The 18,714-nt window shown below is 64.2% G+C and carries 17 protein-coding genes; 6 read left to right on the forward strand and 11 right to left on the reverse strand.

Annotation, left to right across the window (positions count from 1 at the left end; genetic code table 11):
* Positions 1–148 precede the first annotated feature (148 nt).
* From ON32_RS26865 to ON32_RS29530, 4 genes are all read right to left on the reverse strand, one after another.
* Positions 149–1,006: a nucleoside hydrolase gene (locus ON32_RS26865; RefSeq protein ID WP_051132900.1), complete on the reverse strand. Its 858-nt coding sequence runs from the start codon at positions 1,004–1,006 to the stop codon at positions 149–151.
* 108 nt (positions 1,007–1,114) lie between these two features.
* Positions 1,115–1,567, reverse strand: coding sequence for a DUF4254 domain-containing protein (locus ON32_RS27585; protein ID WP_083874090.1), 453 nt, complete (start codon positions 1,565–1,567; stop codon positions 1,115–1,117).
* Positions 1,568–1,571: 4 nt separating this feature from the next.
* Positions 1,572–1,919, reverse strand: coding sequence for a hypothetical protein (locus ON32_RS05580; protein ID WP_157112826.1), 348 nt, complete (start codon positions 1,917–1,919; stop codon positions 1,572–1,574).
* A 289-nt stretch (positions 1,920–2,208) separates the two neighbouring features.
* On the reverse strand, positions 2,209–2,523 hold the full coding sequence (locus ON32_RS29530) for a hypothetical protein (RefSeq protein WP_040789264.1): 315 nt from the start codon (positions 2,521–2,523) through the stop codon (positions 2,209–2,211).
* A gap of 156 nt (positions 2,524–2,679) precedes the next feature.
* Between ON32_RS29530 and ON32_RS05590 the strand changes: the two genes are divergently transcribed.
* Positions 2,680–3,540: a DUF5753 domain-containing protein gene (locus ON32_RS05590; protein WP_040789266.1), complete on the forward strand. Its 861-nt coding sequence runs from the start codon at positions 2,680–2,682 to the stop codon at positions 3,538–3,540.
* 5 nt (positions 3,541–3,545) lie between these two features.
* Positions 3,546–3,932 carry a DUF397 domain-containing protein gene (locus ON32_RS05595; protein ID WP_040789268.1) on the forward strand — a complete coding sequence of 129 codons (387 nt, stop codon included), beginning with the start codon at positions 3,546–3,548 and terminating at the stop codon, positions 3,930–3,932.
* 48 nt (positions 3,933–3,980) lie between these two features.
* Here the strand turns inward: ON32_RS05595 and ON32_RS05600 are convergent, their stop codons facing one another.
* The 6 genes from ON32_RS05600 to ON32_RS05625 form a co-directional block, all read right to left on the reverse strand.
* On the reverse strand, positions 3,981–4,787 hold the full coding sequence (locus tag ON32_RS05600; RefSeq protein ID WP_040789270.1) for a class I SAM-dependent methyltransferase: 807 nt from the start codon (positions 4,785–4,787) through the stop codon (positions 3,981–3,983).
* Between the two features lie 19 nt (positions 4,788–4,806).
* Positions 4,807–5,781: a UDP-glucose 4-epimerase GalE gene (gene galE / locus ON32_RS05605; protein ID WP_040789272.1), complete on the reverse strand. Its 975-nt coding sequence runs from the start codon at positions 5,779–5,781 to the stop codon at positions 4,807–4,809.
* A complete protein-coding gene (locus tag ON32_RS05610; RefSeq protein WP_040789274.1) occupies positions 5,778–6,806 on the reverse strand; it encodes a nucleotidyltransferase family protein in 1,029 nt (342 codons plus the stop codon). The genes galE and ON32_RS05610 overlap by 4 nt, the downstream gene beginning before the upstream one ends.
* A gap of 2 nt (positions 6,807–6,808) precedes the next feature.
* Positions 6,809–8,119 carry a phosphomethylpyrimidine synthase ThiC gene (locus ON32_RS05615; RefSeq protein WP_040789276.1) on the reverse strand — a complete coding sequence of 437 codons (1,311 nt, stop codon included), beginning with the start codon at positions 8,117–8,119 and terminating at the stop codon, positions 6,809–6,811.
* 333 nt (positions 8,120–8,452) lie between these two features.
* Positions 8,453–8,932: a GNAT family N-acetyltransferase gene (locus tag ON32_RS05620; RefSeq protein WP_040789278.1), complete on the reverse strand. Its 480-nt coding sequence runs from the start codon at positions 8,930–8,932 to the stop codon at positions 8,453–8,455.
* Positions 8,929–11,988, reverse strand: coding sequence for an orotidine 5'-phosphate decarboxylase / HUMPS family protein (locus ON32_RS05625; protein WP_157224087.1), 3,060 nt, complete (start codon positions 11,986–11,988; stop codon positions 8,929–8,931). The genes ON32_RS05620 and ON32_RS05625 overlap by 4 nt, the downstream gene beginning before the upstream one ends.
* Positions 11,989–12,362: 374 nt before the next feature.
* On the opposite strand from ON32_RS05625, the gene ON32_RS05630 reads away from it, so the two are divergent.
* From ON32_RS05630 to ON32_RS05655, 4 genes are all read left to right on the forward strand, one after another.
* Positions 12,363–13,562: a cytochrome P450 family protein gene (locus tag ON32_RS05630; protein ID WP_040789283.1), complete on the forward strand. Its 1,200-nt coding sequence runs from the start codon at positions 12,363–12,365 to the stop codon at positions 13,560–13,562.
* A 10-nt stretch (positions 13,563–13,572) separates the two neighbouring features.
* Positions 13,573–14,862: a cytochrome P450 family protein gene (locus ON32_RS05635; RefSeq protein WP_245550822.1), complete on the forward strand. Its 1,290-nt coding sequence runs from the start codon at positions 13,573–13,575 to the stop codon at positions 14,860–14,862.
* Positions 14,863–14,938: 76 nt separating this feature from the next.
* Positions 14,939–16,750, forward strand: a complete 1,812-nt coding sequence (locus tag ON32_RS05640; RefSeq protein ID WP_040789285.1) for an acyl-CoA dehydrogenase family protein — start codon at positions 14,939–14,941, stop codon at positions 16,748–16,750.
* A gap of 528 nt (positions 16,751–17,278) precedes the next feature.
* The gene (locus ON32_RS05655; protein WP_040789290.1) at positions 17,279–18,067 is read left to right on the forward strand and encodes a DUF8757 domain-containing protein; all 789 of its coding nucleotides are present in this window, start codon (positions 17,279–17,281) and stop codon (positions 18,065–18,067) included.
* Here ON32_RS05655 and ON32_RS05660 read toward each other — a convergent pair whose 3' ends face one another.
* The gene (locus ON32_RS05660; protein ID WP_040789292.1) at positions 18,068–18,541 is read right to left on the reverse strand and encodes a DUF488 domain-containing protein; all 474 of its coding nucleotides are present in this window, start codon (positions 18,539–18,541) and stop codon (positions 18,068–18,070) included.
* Between the last annotated feature and the right edge of the window lie 173 nt (positions 18,542–18,714).

Here is an 18,714-nt window from a genome sequence, read left to right on the forward strand (position 1 = left end):
GCGACCGGCCCGGGGTCAGGCTAGCACCGGGTATCGGCGCAGCGCCGCATGGTAGGTAGCTAATCGGCTGCTGCAGACGGGACTTCGATTGGGTGTCCTGGCGGTCACGCGTTTCCCCTTCGTTTCGCGACGGGATGCCGACGCGGCGTCATATGCGCAGTGCGTCGCGCATCCAGGTCAGGAAGGCGGGGTAGTCGACCGTGTTGGACACCTGCATCGGCCGTCCGTGGGGTGTGCGGGACAGACGTGCATCAGGGTGTATTTCGATTCGTTCGGTGCGAAACGTAACGAATGGCAGCCCGAGCGTGGCGCTGAGAGCCAAGGGATGCCCCAACCAGGTCCGGGGTTCACGGACAAGCCATGCGCGCAGGTGGATCGCCAGCAGTTGCGCCCACCCCGGCGCGGTTGGCTGTTCGAACGTCGGAAGGAGTGGGAAACCCGGAGTGATCTGGGTGGCGTCGGAGTCGGTGTGCTCGCCTCGCACCAGACGCGGCGTGTGGAGTGCGCGCAACGCCAGCCCGGCGGAGACGGGATCGACACGGAAGTTGTGCGATACGGGCGTCTTGCCGTGGTGATGGTTGAGTGCCCCACCCAGCTGGGTGACCATCACGCGGTCGGCGATCTCCGGCAGGCGAGAGACAACAGCCGTGATATTGGACATCGGGCCGAGTCCGACCCACCGGATTCGGCGAGTGGTCTCGCAGAGTTCGACGATGGCGGCGATCATGCGATCGAGACCGCGGATACGTTCGAGGAAGTCCTCACTGAATGCTGGGGACCGGTGGTGGTTGTCGAGGAGAAATCGGTCCTCACCTCCTAGATCGAACCCGGCAATGACCCGGACGTCGGTACGGTCGAGCAGGTTCAGGGCGTGGCGGGCCAGCTGGGCGCGGCGGCCATGAGTTTCATCGGCGGTGACCACGACCAGATTCGGCACCACACGCGCCGCGATCGCTAATGCTATGAGGCCTCCTGGGCGCCACCCGATATCGGCATCGAGAATCACCAGGTCGTCGGCTGTCCCGAGGAATGGGGAGGTCCGGTGGCCAGATGCAGGTAGGCCGGGAATGGAAATTTCGAGGCTCCTTGCTTTGTGGGTTGTCGACCCCGGTGGTCATGGGATTGGTGTGCAAGGCAGGCGGAGTGCCCGGTGTGTGACTGCGGTCGTCAGGTCGGTGTAGTTGTCGCGCAGTTCGGCGAGCTGGTACCACGCCTTGTGCACGCTGGGATGAGAAGGCTCGATCGTCATGAGCAGGTGAAACGCGAGCACCTGTGTTTCAGCGAGGCGGTCGATCACCGTTCCCATCGACTCGGGATGCAGCGTCGATGCCGGATGCGGGGGAGGGAGATGGTTCGCGACCCACTCGTCTACCCTGCGGATCAAAGCGTTTCGGTGGCGGCGGTCCGCAGGTTCGTCCAGGTGAAGTTGGCGCCGGTGCATCCGGCCGAATTCACGGGCCAGCCCAGTCAGGGGATGGGCGGAGATACGGTGGCCCCGTACGGCGGATAGCAGTTCCTCGCAGGATGGGAACGGGGTCGTCGCACTCATCGCGGTGACGGTGTACATGGGTTCACCGCCGTACGGACGAATGCGACTGCAGGTGCAGCAGATGACGCGTGGTTGTGAGTACCGCGGTCCGCGACGGCAATGCCCTGGCGTGACTGGGCGGCGATACCCAATACCATTGGGTGAAGCTGTCACTCATCGGGAGCCATACCCGCTGTCCGGACATCATGATCCGTACTCCGGCAGTGTCGAACATATCTCGGGTTGCGCGGCCGAGACTGCGACCTATACCGGGGCCGACCAGGTAGACCCACTCTCGGTCGGGGCGGTGGAAGCTGATGATCGGCGCATGGATCGCGCGCGGTCCGTCGGTGAGTGCGCGGCGTACGTCGGCGCCCAGGGCGGCTGGCATCGCTACCGCTCCGAGTGAGTTGGATGCGATCAACGCGACTCGGTGGAAGATCAGTGACGCGTCGAATCCCATCGCACGATATACATGGGCAACCTCATGCGCGCTGTGGCACTGCTCGAACATTACGCCTCCAGCCGGTGACGGCCGCCGGTATCGACAGAGCGCAACATGTGAGATCGCGACGCCCGCCGCGCCTGCTTCGCTACTCTCCGTCCCCTGGCTGCTCCTGCGCTGAACATGATGACGAGAGCAATCGAAGCCTGCCGATCAGTCAGCGCCCGATGGTTTCTCATGCAGACCACCGCCCTGCCCCGTCACCGAACCGACGAAATGTGCGTCGTGTGGCGACTGCGGTTACTTCGCCGGGTGGGGGCTCTTGGGCCGCCAGGCCGCAGGCTTCGAGAACGGTCAAGCCCAGGTACCTGGCCAGCACGAGGTTGTCGGCGACGGATTCCGCGATCTGCATGGCCGCGGTGGCTTGTTCGGTCGAGAGCGTGCGGCCCGGCAGGAAACTGACTACCCACTGCTGGTCTCCGACGCTTCTTGCTTGATGCCCGCACCGGTCGCTGACCATCAGTGTCCGGTCGATGACTTGTATCGGCATGACTTCTCCCTGTCTGACACATGTGATCCGAACTAGTCGGATGTAGTGGCCGATGTCATGTCTGACGGTAGCTCTGACAAGTTGTCAGCACAACTGCCAGACCGGTATTTCAGGCGAGGGGTAGGATCGCTTCGACCCCAGGGAAGGAGCTGACGCGTGAAGTCACCGACGGTCGCCCGTTGGGAGTTGCTGCTTCGGATCAACCAGTGGAAGACCGCGCAGCAGATCGACGTCAAGACCGCCGCCAAGGCGCTGGGTATCACCACCAATCACTGGCACCAGCTCATGAGCGACCGGCGCGCCCTGACCGACGACAACTTCCACGCGCTCCTGAAACTGTTCGGCATCGCCGCTGCGGACAATGAGGAACGGCAACTACTCGAAGCCCTCCGTGCCGATGCCCGCGAGCGCGGCTGGTGGATGGATTACTCCGCCCTCTTCGACACCGAGACCCTCAGATTGTTCGGCCTCGAACATGGCGCGAAGGCCATTCAGAGTTATGAAGGGTTGATAGTCCCGGGTCTGCTACAGACCGTGGACTACGCCCGCGCGATCATGGACTCCGATATCGCCCGAATTCGCCCGGTCGACGCGGACCTGTACATCGACGCCCGGATGAAACGACAAGAACGATTAGCCGGCGAAGACCCACTGGAGCTGACCGCGCTGATTCATGAGGCGGCACTTCACCAGCTCACCGGTAGTCCTGAGGTGGTGGCCGGCCAGTTGCGTCACCTCAACGAGATGGCACGACGCGACACGATCGAGGTCAGAATCGTCCCCTTCACCGCTCCCAGGCGCCCGATCCTGTCGGGATCGCCGTTCCACATCATCCACTTCGCCAGCCCCATGCTGCCGTCCCTGGCATGGCACGAATCGGTCGCCACCCGGGGAATCATCGACGACGCATCCCGAGTCCGCGAACTGCGGATCCTGTTCGACCGCCAACTCGACCTGGCGCTGAGCCCAGAGGACTCCGCGGCCCTGATCCAGCAAGTGGCAGATAGGATAGCCTGATCAGTATGAGCACAGATAGGCCCGTCACCAGCAACAACGGTGATTTCTTCAAGTCGTCGTACTCCAACGACGGCCCCTCGTGCGTCGAGGTCAAGTTCCTTGGTGACTGCGTGCTCATCCGAGACAGCAAACAGAACAGCGACTACGCCGACGCGCCCGACACCCAGCCGACAATCGCGATCCCGACCGCCTGCTGGACCGCTTTTCTCGATCTCGCACTCAGCAGCCGGCCCGGCACAGTTGGCACCGCCGAGGTCAGTGTGAACGCGGATGGTTCCGCCGAGCTGGCCGCCGCCGACACCGCCTCGAGGATTGTCACGCTGCGCTACACCGCTGATGAATGGGAAGCCTTCGGCAAAGGTGTGGCCGATGGCGAATTCCGCCGCCCGTGAGCTGGTTCGCAAGGATGTAGTGGCTCACGAGGCGCATCTCGTTCCCAGTCACCCGGTGATAGTTGCGGTGGCAATGGAATAACCCTTGGAGTCGCGCCACAGTTGGTCCGGATGGGTCATGAACCACTGTTCGATCTCGCTGGTGATGTCGGCGAGGATCTGAACGCGGTGTGGCGAGTCGGGTGCGATGCCGCAGAAGGTGAACAGCGCCTCGGCAAAGGCGATCAGCGGTCCGGGTCGGTCGAAAACCAGCGCGTTGTCGTGGGTTTCGATCGTCGTGTTGCCGAAGATGTCCTGCATCATGTCGGGCAAGGTGTCGCTGGTTACGGTGTGGTTGATCATTCCGTCCGGAGGAGTGAGTCCGTAACTGCTTGCGTGCGCCGCGACGAGTTGGTGTGTGCGATGGCAGGTTCGGGCGTGGTTGACGGTTACAGCGATCGTTCCACCGGGTCGGGTGATCCGCCGGAACTCCGAGAGTGCGACGAGTGGGTCCGCGACGTGGTAGAGCATGTGCCGGGCGGTGCAAACGTCGACCTCGCCGTCCCGTAGCGGTAGATTTCTGGCCTCGCCGTGGAGCGCGGTGACACCGGCTACCGCCGCCGCGGCGGCGACCATGGTGAGTGAGGCATCCACGCCGACGAGACGACCGGTGTGGCCCGTTTCGCGTAGGTGTGCGAGGAAACGTGCGTCGCCGCAGCCGATATCGGCGAGGTCCTCGGTGCCGGTTAGGCCGAGGGCTGCGAGGACTTCGGCGACGGGGTCGTCGGGGTATTCGGAGTGGTGCTGGTGGGTGGCGATGCGGACCTGTAGCGGCGTGAGGTCTGCGTATTCGGTGTCCAGCGAGGGGGTGGTCATCGGTGTCCTGTTGGTTCGGTTACCGGTGGGTGCGGTGGAATGCCCAGGCGTCGGCGACGATGTCGGCGATGTCGGGTTTCTCCGGTTTCCATCCGAGTTCGCTGTGCGCCAAGTCCGAGGATGCGTACAGGGTGGCGGGGTCTCCGGGCCGCCGTGGGGCGTTCTCGACGTCGAATTGTGCTCCGGTGACTTCGCGTACGGCCTGTACGACTTGGAGGTTGGAGAAGCCGATACCGTTGCCGAGATTGTAGATATTGTGTTCGCCCGGCTCAATCGCGTCGAGTGCCAGCAGATGGGCGCGGGCGAGATCGGTGATGTGGATGTAGTCGCGGACGCAGGTGCCGTCGGCGGTGGGGTAGTCGTCGCCGAACAAGGAGAGCTTGTCGCGGTGGCCGAGTGCGGCGTCCAGGGCGAGGGGGATGAGGTGGGTTTCGGGGTCGTGTCGCTCGCCGATCATGATGCCGTCGTCGCAGGCGTGGGCGCCGGCGACGTTGAAGTAGCGCAGCGAGGTCGCGCCGAGGGCGCCTGTGCGGGTGTAGGACGCGATGGCGCGGTCGACGGCGAGTTTGGTGTCGCCGTAGGTGTTGACCGGGTTGGTGGGTGAGGTTTCGGTGAGGGGCAGTTCGGTCGGTTCGCCGTAGACGGCGGCGGTGGAGGAGAACACCAGTTTGCCGACCTCGGCGGCGCGCATGGCGTCGAGGAGGGCTAGCGAGGCACGGGTGTTGTTGTCCCAGTGCCATTCCGGATGTGCCATGGATTCGCCGGCGGCGATGAGGCCGGCGAAGTGCAGGACCGCGTCGAAACCGGCCTCAGCGGTGAGGACATCGGCGATGTCGTGGACGCGTAGCCGCGCGAAGACCACGCCGGAGGGGACCTGGCGATCGTCGTTGCGGGAGAGGTCGTCGACGATGACGACCTGGTGGCCGGCGTCGCGTGCCATGCGAGCGACGGTGGCGCCGACATAGCCCGCACCTCCGGTGACCAGCAGTTTCATACAACCTGCACTTTCATCGCCAATAGATGGTCGTGAATGTCCTGCTTGTGGCGGCGGAAGTAGTCTTCCGGGCTGGGCTGTATGTGGGTGCCGTCCCAGCCGGTGTATTCCGCCCACGCACGGTGCTTCACCGTAGCCAATGCCCGCGGGTCGCCTGTGACGAGCCATGCGTCAGCCATTGCCCGCGCCAACTGATGGGCCGCCTGGTGGTGACGGGCGACGATCCGCCCGCTGCTTGTCGTCGCGTACCGGCTGTAGTTGACCGCATCAGCTCGCCGTTGCCCGAATTCGGTATCGAAACGCGTCAGTGCCTCGGCGAGATAGGTCCAGAATCGGCCCGCGTCCATAGGAGGCTGCGACGGGTCACGGCGCCAGCGCAGTTCCGCGCGCATCCGGTCCGCGATCGGCCGCGGCATACGGTCGAAGTCGTGGTGCGCGTAGGCGCCGTCCAGCATCGCGGTGGCGCGCAGGATCTTCATGCACAGCCGGTTGGTCACGAGATGGTGCTGCGCAGTGTTTTCGCCGTTGAGCCACGGGCCGTGTAGCCCGCACCAGAAATATGCTTGCGTGTAGTAGAGCAGGATCTCGTAGGCGTCGCGGGCATCCAGCTCGACAGGGGTATGGCCTGGGAGACCGGTGTCGGTGAGTGCTATACCGAGGTTCTTGAAGTCGTAGCCGAGCGAGGTTTGGACGCGGCGGTAGCCGGACAGCGGAAGAACCATGAGATCGACAGTCGAAAAGTATTGTTCGGCCATCTCGACCAGCTCCGCTACCGGCATCGATGGCCGCTGTCCGGAGTGGACGTACAGGAAATCGATATCGGAGACCAGCACGTGCTGCTGCTTGTGCCGCACGAACGTCGGCTCGCCGCGGGCGAGGGAACCACCGACGATCAGCCAGTCGGCCGGTGGTACGCGGCGGCCGATCGATAGGAGGCGGTCCGCGATGTCGGTCGCCACATCGTCGAGTTCGGCGGAATCGGGGAGGCGCCGCACAATGCTGTGCTGTATACCGGTGGCCGGCATGATCAGTCCTCGCGGTCGATTACGGGCAAGGGCTGTACTGCCGAGGCTGTGACCGGCTTCTCGTCGTCTTTGTGGACGATGACGAGTGGGCAGTACTTGCCGCAGATCGTGCACGGTGCGCCGTCTTTGAGTCCTTCGCGGATGAACGCCTGGTCTGCCAGGTCCGGGTACAGCGCGAGCTCGGCCTGTTCGGCCCAGGAATTGCGGCGCCGGGACTGCCCCATCGCGCGCTGCCTGGTGGTCTCGGACTCCTTTCCGCGAGCCAACTCCAATGCAGTGATCGCGACCCGTGCGAACCGGATGGCTTCGGCGGTATCAGGTGCGGTCGGCATCGCGTAATGCTCGTTATGGGTGATGGAGGCGAACATGTCCCCGCCCCACTGGCCGGCGGCGAGGATACCGAGGGTATTGACGACTTGGTCGAGCGTGACGGCATTGTCGATCACCATGGGCCCGGCCAGCCAGAGCGGCGCACCGCCCAGGGCCTCCTTGTAGGCGGGGATGAGCTCGGGGATCAGATGGAGTGGGATGTGCCCACCGCTTTCACACAGCACCTGCACGCCGCCGCGCAGTATCTCGGCGCGTAGCTGGGCCAGCAGCCGCAGCTCCATCCACTTCAGTTCATCGTTGGCGGCGTCCGCAGTACAGGCAGACCGGAAGATGTCGCCGAGGTCGAGTACGACCTCGCGGCGTCGGCAGATCTCGATGATGCCGTCGAGGTGCTCGATCAAGGGGTTGTCGCAGTGCTGTATCCGCATGTAGCGGTCGATCAGTCCGCCGCCGCGCGAGGTGGTGGGCACGATTCGGGTCGATTTCTTCATCGCCTCGGATATCGCCGGGGTGATACCCATATGGACAAGCACGTAGTCGACCCCGGTTGCCAATCCTGCCTCGAATCGTTCGAGGAATTCCGCACGGCTCATGCGCCGGCGGGGGTCGGTGAACAGGTCATAGGTCAGGCAAGCCCCGAGTGGAACGCCCATGATCTCTTTGAGGTCGGTGCGTAGAGCGACACCCTCCGGGTTGGTCGTGAGGTCCATGACGGCATCGGGGCGTGCGGCGAGGATGACGCTCATCGTGTCGACGATGGCGTGCCGATCGGTGTCACGCGGCCCCAGCCCGATCAGGCCGCTGATCTTGGGCCTGGTGCCGGTGCCGACAAGGAGGGGTTTGAAGTTCTCCATATGCTTGCTGGCTTCGGACCGGAGAAAGACCATCGTGCCGTTGGCTACCGAGCGGGCGGCTTCGGCCGGGTTGATTCCTTCCTCTCGGCACGTTTCAGCGAACTGGGAATCTGTTTCCGGTGTGAGCATTACGGGCTCACCTCTCACTCGAATGGACCTCCTCGCCTCGGGTGAGGTCGGTGCCGGAAATGGTCAGCAGGTCACGACGCTCGGCCGTCGGCGACGAGGAGTCGCGTACTCGTGACCAGCGTCGTTGGTGAGACCGAAAGTAGACACCGCGGTCCTGTCCTAGTTCTGCTGTAGTTCTGCGTAGCGGTGTTACGCGGCAGCGTCGCCTGACCTGGCGTTGGCCCGCTTCATGGATTGCAGTCGGTCGCCAGGCCCTGGCGTGCGATTCCTGAACAAGGATGAGCGGCCGGTGTCAATGCAGGGGCCAACGAGGCGAATCGGATACGGGAGAGCCTATTCCAGGGAAAGCGCGTAGACAGCTCGATCTCGGCCTGGGCCTTTGAAGTCGTTGGTGACGGAGACCCCATCGATCTCCCTGTCGCCCTCGAGGTTCTCGAACCCTAGTGCGATCCAACTGGAGTGTGCTGCGCGGTTTTCGGGTTCAGACGTCAAGTACAGTCGCGTGCAACCCCATCCCGCAGCTCGCGATCGCACTGCGCCGAGAAGCGTTCGTGCGATGTTGCGGCGGCGGTAGTGCGGATGAACCATTACGTCCTGTACGTACACGTCGGCGGGTTCGTCCTGGCTTCGGAAGGCGATGACTGCGCCGGCGAGTGTGTTCTCCTCGTCGACTGCCACGGGGCAGGTGGTGGAAAACAGCGTCGCATACAGCCAGTAGTCCGACAGGGTGCGCGCGCTGATGTAGGGCTCCCCGAGCTGCATGAGCTGTCGGACTTCGCCGATGTGTTCTGGCTGCAGCGGCGTGATGATCACGAATGCTCCTTGGCGCGGATCTTACGGGCAAGGGTGGCCAGCTGGCCGGCAGTATCGGCCGGTGCTACGGCGTCGGCAATGCTGCGACCGATTATGGCTATGTCCCATTCGTCACTACTCAGTGCGTCGTCGCCGGGGCTGAAGCCGCCGGAGACCGCGACGGGCAGTTGGCTGTATCTGCGGACCGCGGCGGCGGTGGCCAGGGGGTGATTGCTGCCGACACCGAGGTCGATATTGGTGGTGACTACGAAACCGTCGATGCCGGTGCGTTCCATATCGCGCAGCCAGGCGGGCGTGGCGTGCTCGGGTGTGGCATCGAGGGTGAGTGCAACACCGAGGCGCCGGGCTGCTGCGACCGCGGTAGAAACACTGGCCATCGATGCAGGACCGATCAAGAGGATGACATCAGCGCCGGCTTCAGCGGCGAGTTCGACCTGGTCCCGGCCCCAGTCTGCGGACATCATCTCAGCTACGACGGCGGTGTCCGGCGCGCACTGCTTGATCGCTTCGATTGCCGCGATGCCCTCCCGTTTGATCAGCGGGTCACCGACCTCGATAAAATCTACGTCGGCCTCGACGGCCACGTAGGCTATCTCGGTTGCCCGGTCGAGCGAATGAACATCGAGGGCCACCTGGAGCGAGCGCCTGCCGCGGCGCCGTCGATACCACTCCTGGATGCTGGGTGTTCCGGACTCATGTCGCCGTCGGACCGCTTCGGCTTCGCGCGCCACGAGCCAATGAGAGGACTCCTGACCACAGCGGACCAGGGCTTGCTCACGTTCGGGTGGCAATGTGATCCAGCCGGACCGAACTTCTTTGAGAAGCCCGATCAGACCGGTGTTTTCCCGGACTTGTAGATCCCGAGTGGTTGTGCCGCTGAGCATATGTATTCGGGTGATGAGCTTCGCTACGTGCACGGGGGGTCTGAGCCAGCTCTTATCAGTGGAGATGATGGCGAGGACTTGGTCCGTGAACGCTGGATCAGGCACCGGGTTCTGTCGCGCCGCGGTGATCGACTGGAGTGCTTGCTCGCGCACATGCCAGTTGTTGTCGGTGAGCATTAACCGAAGGACACGCTGGCAAGCGGCGGTGTCGAGGGCGCTGATCGCCCTGGCGAGGCCTGCTCGCACTTTGTAGTCGTAATCACCTGCGAGTTGCTCGATGAGGGAGTTCACCTGTGGAGGGCTGAGCGTGCCGCGTCCTGGCAATGATTCGGCGAGGGCCGCGCGTACACGCCAGTCGAGATTACGAACGAGTTGCTGCAGTAGATCGAATGGGTCGTGGCCCGCATTCGTGAACAGGTCGAAGTAGCGGGCGAGGAAGGCCGCTTCAGCAGGGCTGTCGAGGTCGATGCAGCTGACGATTCGAGTGCTGATCTCTACATTAAGGGCATCCTCGACATGTTTGGCGATGGAAGGCCAGAGCTGCGAGCCGTGAGTGCGTAGTTGTTCGACCACCCAGGGCGCGTGCTGATCGCCGAGGATTTCCGGGAGGTTCGGTGTGGCCAGCACCGCTTTGGTCAGTGCCTGCGACTGTGTACAGCGGTGGGCGGAGGAACGAATAGCATCTTCTGCCAGTACGCCGTTGGTTGCCATGGTTTCGAGCAACATCGGGAGCGCTACGTCCATCGTGATCGATGGCGCCAAGGCGATCACCTCGATGAGGTGGTGCGCGCGGGAATCGAGTGCACACACCACAAAATCGAACACATTGCGCGCCGCGGCGGACTGCGATGCGCGAACGGCCAGTTCGTTGAATGCGATGACGGTCGCGGCAGACCTCCCGGTCTCTGCTAACCGGTCCGAAATCCAGGTAGCAAGGAAGTAAGCACGGAAGATGTCGTGGGCGAAACGCGCACCTCCGTCGGAGGCCCGCTCCACGAAAAGAGGAGTCGGCTGCGGGGGCTCGGCGCGGTAATTGGTCTTCTGTGAAGGGGTGGTCAGAGACGGCGGAATCGCGTTCGGATCCAGTGCACGGGCTACCTGTATGAGGCTCTCGATGGTTGGCTCGATGGGTTGGGCGTTGCGGCCGAGAATAGTCCGCACGCAATGGTCGACAAGGCGAAACCCATTCGCCGGACCATTGCGAATTCCCTCCTGGAGGGGTTCTCCGGCGCTGTGAAGCAACTGCGAATACAGCGGGATAGATGCCAGGGATTGCAGCGGCCCCGGTAGGCGCGAGAACGGTATTTGGCTGTTGCGGCGCGTGCCGTCCCACCATTCGCGTGTCTCGGTCATCGTCCAGGGTGCAAGTGTGTACGAAGCCGTTGGTGACGCACTGATCTGTCTGAATGTAGAGGCCGCCAGGATCGGAAAAGGGGAGAGGTCGAGCTCGGGCGGTGTCCGGACGACGAGGACAAACCGAAGGTGATGGGAGTCTGTTTGGCGCAATATGCCATCGACTTGCCGACCGACGAAGGAAAGATGCTCCTCCGACGAAATGCCATCGATAACAACAACGCACGGAGATGCGAGCGCGCCTACGACACGCTCCAGAGTGAGTAACGCATCATCACCGCTCGATAACGAGGAATACCGCAGAACTTCGGTAGCCAGATCCGTAGTGGGCAGAACCCACGTCTGGCAAAGGTGAAGTTGGAAATCCACCGTTTCCCGGCATTCGCGGACCAAGTGTTGAGAGAGGCAGGTCTTTCCGCTACCCACACCGCCCGCGATGACGAATACCCTTGCCGTTGAGGCGAGGAACTGGCGAAACCTCCCGACTGCTGCATCATCGACCCGATACGGTACCTCCATGAGGACCGGCGTCGCTGTATCGAGGAGAGCCGCCGTTCGCCGCCTGGACCGGAGTCCGAAGTCAGGCCCGCTGGTCGCTGACTGATTCGGAATCGGTCCTGTTCCAAGGGGAGTGTCTTCCGCTTCGTGCTGAAGGATGAACTCGAACCTGGCTACTACGTCCGGGCCAGATCGGGCGAGTTCAGTATCGAGAATCTGCTGAGTCTCATACCGTAGCTTGGCTTCGATTCCGCGCCGTTCCCAGTTGGAGACCGCTGCATCGTTCACACCCAGGTGAGCAGCGAACTCGCGAACGCTCATCCTTGTGGCCTCACGCAAGGCGCGGGCTTCGTATCCCGTCCAGCGGGCCACCACTGACGCCATAGGCCCCGTTCATCCCCCTTATCGGTCGCCATCGAGACTGTCCGTCGAAACTCGGTCGAACACGAGAGTAGGACAAGTCTAGGGCAGCGGCTCATGTTCGCGAATCCTGTGCTCTGCCAGCCTGAATCTGCCTCAGCCGAACGTCGAACACCACAGCATTCCAGCCCTCCCGACGACGGCGGCGCCACGTGTACCGCAGGGGGACACGTGCATTCGATTTCTATGTATCCCTTGGAGTGTTTGTGAAGAGGTCTCTTGCCCGTCCAGCACAGACCCCATCCGGAGAATCGGGGACTGCGCAGGGCTCGCCGATGGCGCCGGACGGCCGGGCGGTGCCGCTATGGGGTGCGGCGTTCGCTGCCGATCCGGACCGCTTCTACCAGCAGACGCGGAAGCAGTTCGGACCGTTGGTCCCGGTCACGCTGGCCGATGATGTGCCGGTCACGTTGGTGACGGGCTACGGCAAGGCATTGGAGGTCCTGCGCGATGAGTTCTACTCCGCCGACCCGCGGGTCTGGCAGAAAGGTGTGCCAGGTGAATGTCCGGTGCGTCCGGGCTTGGAGTGGCGGCCGACCGCGGCACGCAGCTCTGGCGCCGATCATGACCGGTACCGGCGCGTGGTCGTCGATGTTCTGAGCGGGGTGAACCTGCACATGGTGCAGGCCCAGGTGGAACGCGTCGCGGTCGGCCTGATCAACCTGTTTTGTGACCGCGGGCAGGCTGATCTGCGCTCCGAATACGGTGTGCCGCTGGTGTACACGGCGCTGGGCCAGATCGCCGGGGTGCCCGAGGACGCGAATGCGCAGCTGTATCAGGCAGTGACCGAGCACCTGACCGCAGATGATGCCCAGGTCGCAGTGCAGGGATACGACCTGGCCACGGCGGTGCTGGCCGAGGTGGTGCGTCAGAAGAAGGCCGCACCGGCCGAGGACATAGCGACATGGCTTATGCAGCATCCGGCCGGCTTGACCGACGACGAGGTCGTACACCAGTTGGCGGAGTTCTACCTCTCCGGGGCTGAGCCGACCGTGTCGTTGCTGGTGAATACGTTGCGGCTGTTCCTCACCGACGACCGCTTTACCGGTGATGTCCTCGGCGGGGCGCTCGGGGCCCGCGAAGCGGTCGAGGAGACGTTGTTCCTCGACCCGCCGGTGGCGAACGGATGCGTGCGGTATCCGACCGCGCCACGGCTGGACGGAGTGTGGCTGCCTGCGCATCAACCGGTGGTCATCGGCATTCGAGCGGCCAACGCGGATCCGGCCATTCAGGCCGCCGAACGCCACGGTAACCGCGCGCATCTGGCGTGGGGCGCGGGCGCACATCAATGCCCGTCCAGTGTTCTCGCGCTGCTCATCGCCACTACCGGACTCGAACAGCTGCTTGATGCGCTGCCGGTGATGAAGCTGGCGATTCCCGCCGAGCAGCTCAGTTGGTTTCCGACCCCGTTCCTGCGTGCGCTTTCCGCGCTTCCCGCGACGTTCCTCCCCGCGCCGCCGCTGCACCTTTCGTAAGGACCATCCCGTGCAATCCCATTCGCTGCACACCAGTGCACCGCAAATCACCGCCTCTCAGTCGTATCCCTCGATCGAGAGTTTCGGGCCCCGCTACCGCATGTACGACCAGGCGTTCGCCCAAGACCCTCACGCGGTCTACCAGCGGATGCGTGCCGGTGCCAGACCGATGGTGCCGGTGCTGCTGGCCGAGGACGTGCCGGCAACTCTGGTCATCGGCTACGACACGGCGAAACGGGTCCTCAACGACGATGACCGGTTCCCGGCCGACCCGCGGACGTGGCAGAAGACGCTGCCGACCCGGCATCGGTTGCGGCCGATGATGGAATGGCGCCCCAACACGCTCCGCGCGGCCGGCGACGAGCACGGCCGATACCGGAAAGCGCTGAATCGCGGATTGACGGTGGTCGACCTGCACTACGTGCGCGCGGCCGCCGAACGCACAGCGATCTCGCTGATCAACAGCTTCTGCCGGGACGCGAGCGCGGACCTGGTCAGTCAGTACTTCTCGCCTCTCTTCACGTCCGTCCTGACCAGCGACATCATGGGCTGCCCGCCCGAGTTGCTCGGCGATGTCCTGACCGCGACCGCGGCGATGTTCGACACCGACGCCACCGTCGATGTCGAGGCGATGCTGGGCAGTGCGCTCGGCGCGCTCATGGCCTCGAAAAACGGGTGCCCGGCGCACACCGATGTCACGGCCAATCTCGTGCACACCGCCACCGACCTGGCGCACGAGGAGAAACTGCACCAGCTGGTGACGCTGCTGACCGCAGGTATCGAGGTGCCGCGTAACCACGCCGCCAACACGACCCTGCTGATGCTCACCAACGACCGCTACCGCCACAACGAGGCAGGCTTCGCCCCACCGGTCGAGGACGCGATGGTCGAAAACCTGACCACCGACCCGCCGATGGCGAACTACGCCCCCCGCTATCCCCGGGCCCGCACCCTGCTCGACGGTATATGGCTGCCCGCGCACCAGCCCGTGCTGATCAGCATGGCCGCCTGCAACAACGATCCCACAATTCGCCGGACCAACGACAGCGACTGGGATTACGGCGGCGGCAACGGCTGGCACTTGGGCCACGGAGCCGGTCGGCACCGCTGCCCGGAGATGACCCGCCGATCCTCGGACCTGATAGTCGGCGCGGCCATCGGCCAACTCTTCGACGCGTTGCCCGATATGCAGCTGGCCATCCCGCGCGAGCAACTCACCTGGCGCCCGGGGCCCTTCCACCGTTCACTCACCGCGCTGCCGGTCGCGTTCCCACCAGCAGAGCCTTTGCTCATCCCGTAGCCGCACGTCCGCCTGTACCTCGGCACCAGTTCGAATGATCCGCTCGATTGAGCACTACCGAAATGAGTTGTGCACCATGACAACAACACTCGACCAGATCAGCCCCATCGGATACCAGGGCGACGACCCCACCGTGGCCGCTCTGCGCGACTCGATCTACGGCCCGTACCTGGCGACCTACCGTAAAGCGCGCGAGCTGATCATGCGGCTCGGCGACGTCCCCCAGGATCACCTGCCCTACGCGCTGGAAGCCGGAATCGCCCCGGACCTGCTGCGCAGCGTGCTGTCCGAGGTCGGTGTCCCTGCACGCGAGATCACTGCCGATACCCACCTGCGGGGTGCGCTGGGCGACTGGGCCGCGGTCGCCGCCCCGCACTTGCTGACGGTGTGGACCGGGCATTTCGACCTCGCGATCGGCGCGATCGCGACCCACGGCACCGGCGCCCCCTACCAGCAGCAGTGCCTCGCCGACCTCGACACCGGCGCAGCCGTCGGTGTCCTGGCCCTGACCGAGCTCGGCGGCACCAACGGTGCCGACCAGCAGATGCAGGCGGTCTGGGATCGCGACGCGGACGGATTCTGGCTGTCCAGCCCCACGATCGGGTCGGTGAAAGGCCCGCCGAATATCGCCGACAACACTGTCCCGAAGATCGTGGTGTTCAGTGCGCGCCTGATTTTCGAGGGCCGCGACGAGGGCGTGTTCCTGTTCCTGTCCCGCCTGCGCACGGTCGAAGAAGGGTTGGCCGACGGTGTCGAGGTGGGCGAGATGTCCAGCAAACTCGGCGCCGCGATGGACCATGGCTGGGCCCTGGCCGACCGGCTGTTCGTCCCTCGCGAGGGGTTCCTCGGCGGGGAGTGGGCCACGATCACCGACGACGGCGAGTTCCGCTGCGATGAAGCCGATGCGCGGTGGCGCTGCCATCGCTCCATCAGCCCACTCGTCGGTGGCCGTCTCGATCTGGCCACCGCCAATATCGCCGCCGCCCGCGCGGGAGTCGCCGGACTGGTCAACTACAGCAAGCAGCGGCCTCACGGTCACAGTGACGTCCTGCAACGCGACCTCGTCACCTCCGCCGCACACGCCTACGCGGGCAGCGTGCTGGGCCGGCTGGTCCGCGACCTGTCCACGGACCCCGGCCAGCAGGAGCGATTGCCGCTGTGGATGACGGTGGTCAAACCGGTCCTGACCACGATCGCGGAGAAAGCGCTGCGCACGTGTAGCGCGCGTGGGGGTGCCCAGGGGCAGCTACGCTGCAACTACTACCCCGACTGGAACGCCAACGCTCGCGGCTCCACAACCGCCGAAGGCGACAACCAAGTCCTGGAGAAATCCGCCGGACGCACCCACCAAGCCCTGTCGACGCTGATCCTGCCCGGAACCCCGACCGTGCGACCGTGGTGGCTCGACATGATCATCACCCGCGAGACGATCCTGGCCACCGACCTCTACACCGCCACAGGAATCGATCAGGCCGGCGAAAACTACGAACCCGACGGCACCGCGCTGGGCATTGACTCGATCAGGGCCGACCTCGCCCGCACCACCGGTGCCAGGCTCATGGCAACTGCTGCCCTGATCGTCGCGGAGGAGGCTACCGACCCGACCGCCGCGACCGTGGCCCGAGCATGTGCGGCGGTGGTCGCGCTCACCTACCTCGACCGGCACAGCGGTTGGTACAACGCCCACCGCCAGCAGGCCCCGGACCTGGCAGAGGAGATCCACGACGAACTGCGACACAACCGCGTCATTGTCACCGCCAACCAGATCCTCCTTGCCGCCGCCTTCGATATCCCCGAACTTCCGGACGCCCCGATGTTCGCCCCCGACTACCTACAGGCATGGAGTGACCGCGCCGGCTGGGACAAGGCAAAGCTCGCGAACCGATGAACACGGTGCCGTACCGTGTGCGTGCCGGAATCGCCGATCGTGATCGGTGGCGGTCCTGGCATGCAGATTGCGCGGAGGGGGAGCCGTCATTCGCCTGCTACGAGGAGGCGGATTTCGTCCGTCGGCTGCACGGCGGCCACGGTGCGGCATGCGTGCGATTCGCTGCCGCGGTTGCATGGCTCGATGGCCAGGCCGACGACGACTACGCATAGCCCCGGTTGCGGAGATGATCCTGCGCATTTTGGCCAACCCGGGCGATCGGACCGGCGGACACCACGATTCCCAGCCCCTGGTCGTCGTTCCGCAGTCGTTGGAGAACACCTCGAAGCTGGTTGCCTCGCCATTGTCGGTTACGACTGTCACCGACGGTGCAATCGTGAGACACCCTGGGCGACAACTGTTGTCGATTTGCCTCGGTGCTGATGCACTGTGTGTTTTCCTGGTTGTATGGGAGGAAGTGGCCGGGTAGACGGTGCCGATTCCCCAGGTATGAGGCCGCCGCGGCCTGGGGAGGAGACGGCGGCTGTCATGGTCACCGTCAAGACCTATCCCAATCCGAGCGACAGCTACGGCGAGACGGTATGTGTCGCCGGCGTTCGACTCGATCGAGGCCGTCCGGAGTGGATCCGCCTGTACCCGGTGAAGTTCCGCAACGCGGACTTCGACAGTCAGTTCAGGAAGTACGAGATCATTCGAGTGAATGGTACGTATCACCAGGTGAAAGACAACCGGCCGGAGTCTTTCCGGCCGCGTCAGGACGAGTTGGTGCGCGTTGAGCTGCTGGACACGAGCAGGAATTGGCAGCGGCGGCGTATGAACCTCGGCAGCCTTGTCGGCGGGACCACGATGTGTGAACTCCTCGACCGGAATCCGGTGGGCGGTATGGGTATCCCATCACCGTCGCTGGGGCTGATCAAACCTGTCGATATCGAGACTGCGGTCGTCGATGGCGACTCGTGGACCCCGGCCGAGCAGGCGAAGATCGACAGAGCCTCGGCGCCGGACTTGTTCGGCAGCTCGCTCGAGCCTCTTCAGCCCGCGCCGTTCGCGGTCCGGTACAAATACCGCTGCGAAAGCCCGAAGTGCCCCGGACACAAGCAAAAGGTTCTCGACTGGGAGGCCGGGCAGAGCGGCAGAAAATGGTTGCGCGACTACGGGGATACCGGCGCCAGGGAAGCCATGCTGAAGAAATGGCGCGACGAGATGCTGTCGGCGGACAACGATGTGCACTTCTACGTCGGTAACCAGAATCGTCGTCGCCGCGCCTTCTCCGTCCTCGGTGTCTGGCGTCCGAAGATCGAGAACACCTTGTTCTGACTAGATGTGGACTACGGCCGCGTTCGGTCGAGCCTCGAGAAGTCGGTGCACGACGATGTTCCGGTGACACTCGGCGTGGTTGTGCTCGAAGCAGAGCAGCGCCACCGCGCCGTCGTCGAGAAGTTCACAGACGTGGGCCAGCGCGTCATGCGCCGCAGCGCTGTCGAGGACCTTCCTATACCGGGTGCGGGAGGCCGGATCACCTGCGCGGAAGCCGGCACGATTGTCTTTCGGATTGCCGAGCGCTCGGTGATGGACATAGCCGATGCCCGCTGCGGCGAGGGCCTCCGACAGCTTGGTCTTCGACAATCCGGGTTTACGGCTGAGCGGGGTGAGGCGCACGTCGACGAGGACACGGACGTCCTCGTCGAGCAGTTGAGCAACGAGATCATCGACGGTTTTCCCCTCGTAACCGATGCTCACCAGGGTTCCCTCGGGGGTGTCGTGCACAGCGTTGCTGTCAGCGGCTTCCATGGCTCCCTATCGTGCAACACCGGCGTCGGCGGGATTGCAATAACCCCCGGTGACGCGATGCAACCGTGACGACAGTCCAGAAGGACGGGCAACGCGCGGCGGTGCATGTCCTGGACGTCCTGAGCTTTCGCCGAGCCGCTCACGATGCTTCGTCGCCCGATATGGCGAGCAAG

Origin of the sequence: Nocardia paucivorans NBRC 100373 (genome assembly GCF_000308675.1) — a bacterium.
GTDB classification, from domain to species: Bacteria; Actinomycetota; Actinomycetes; order Mycobacteriales; family Mycobacteriaceae; genus Nocardia; species Nocardia paucivorans.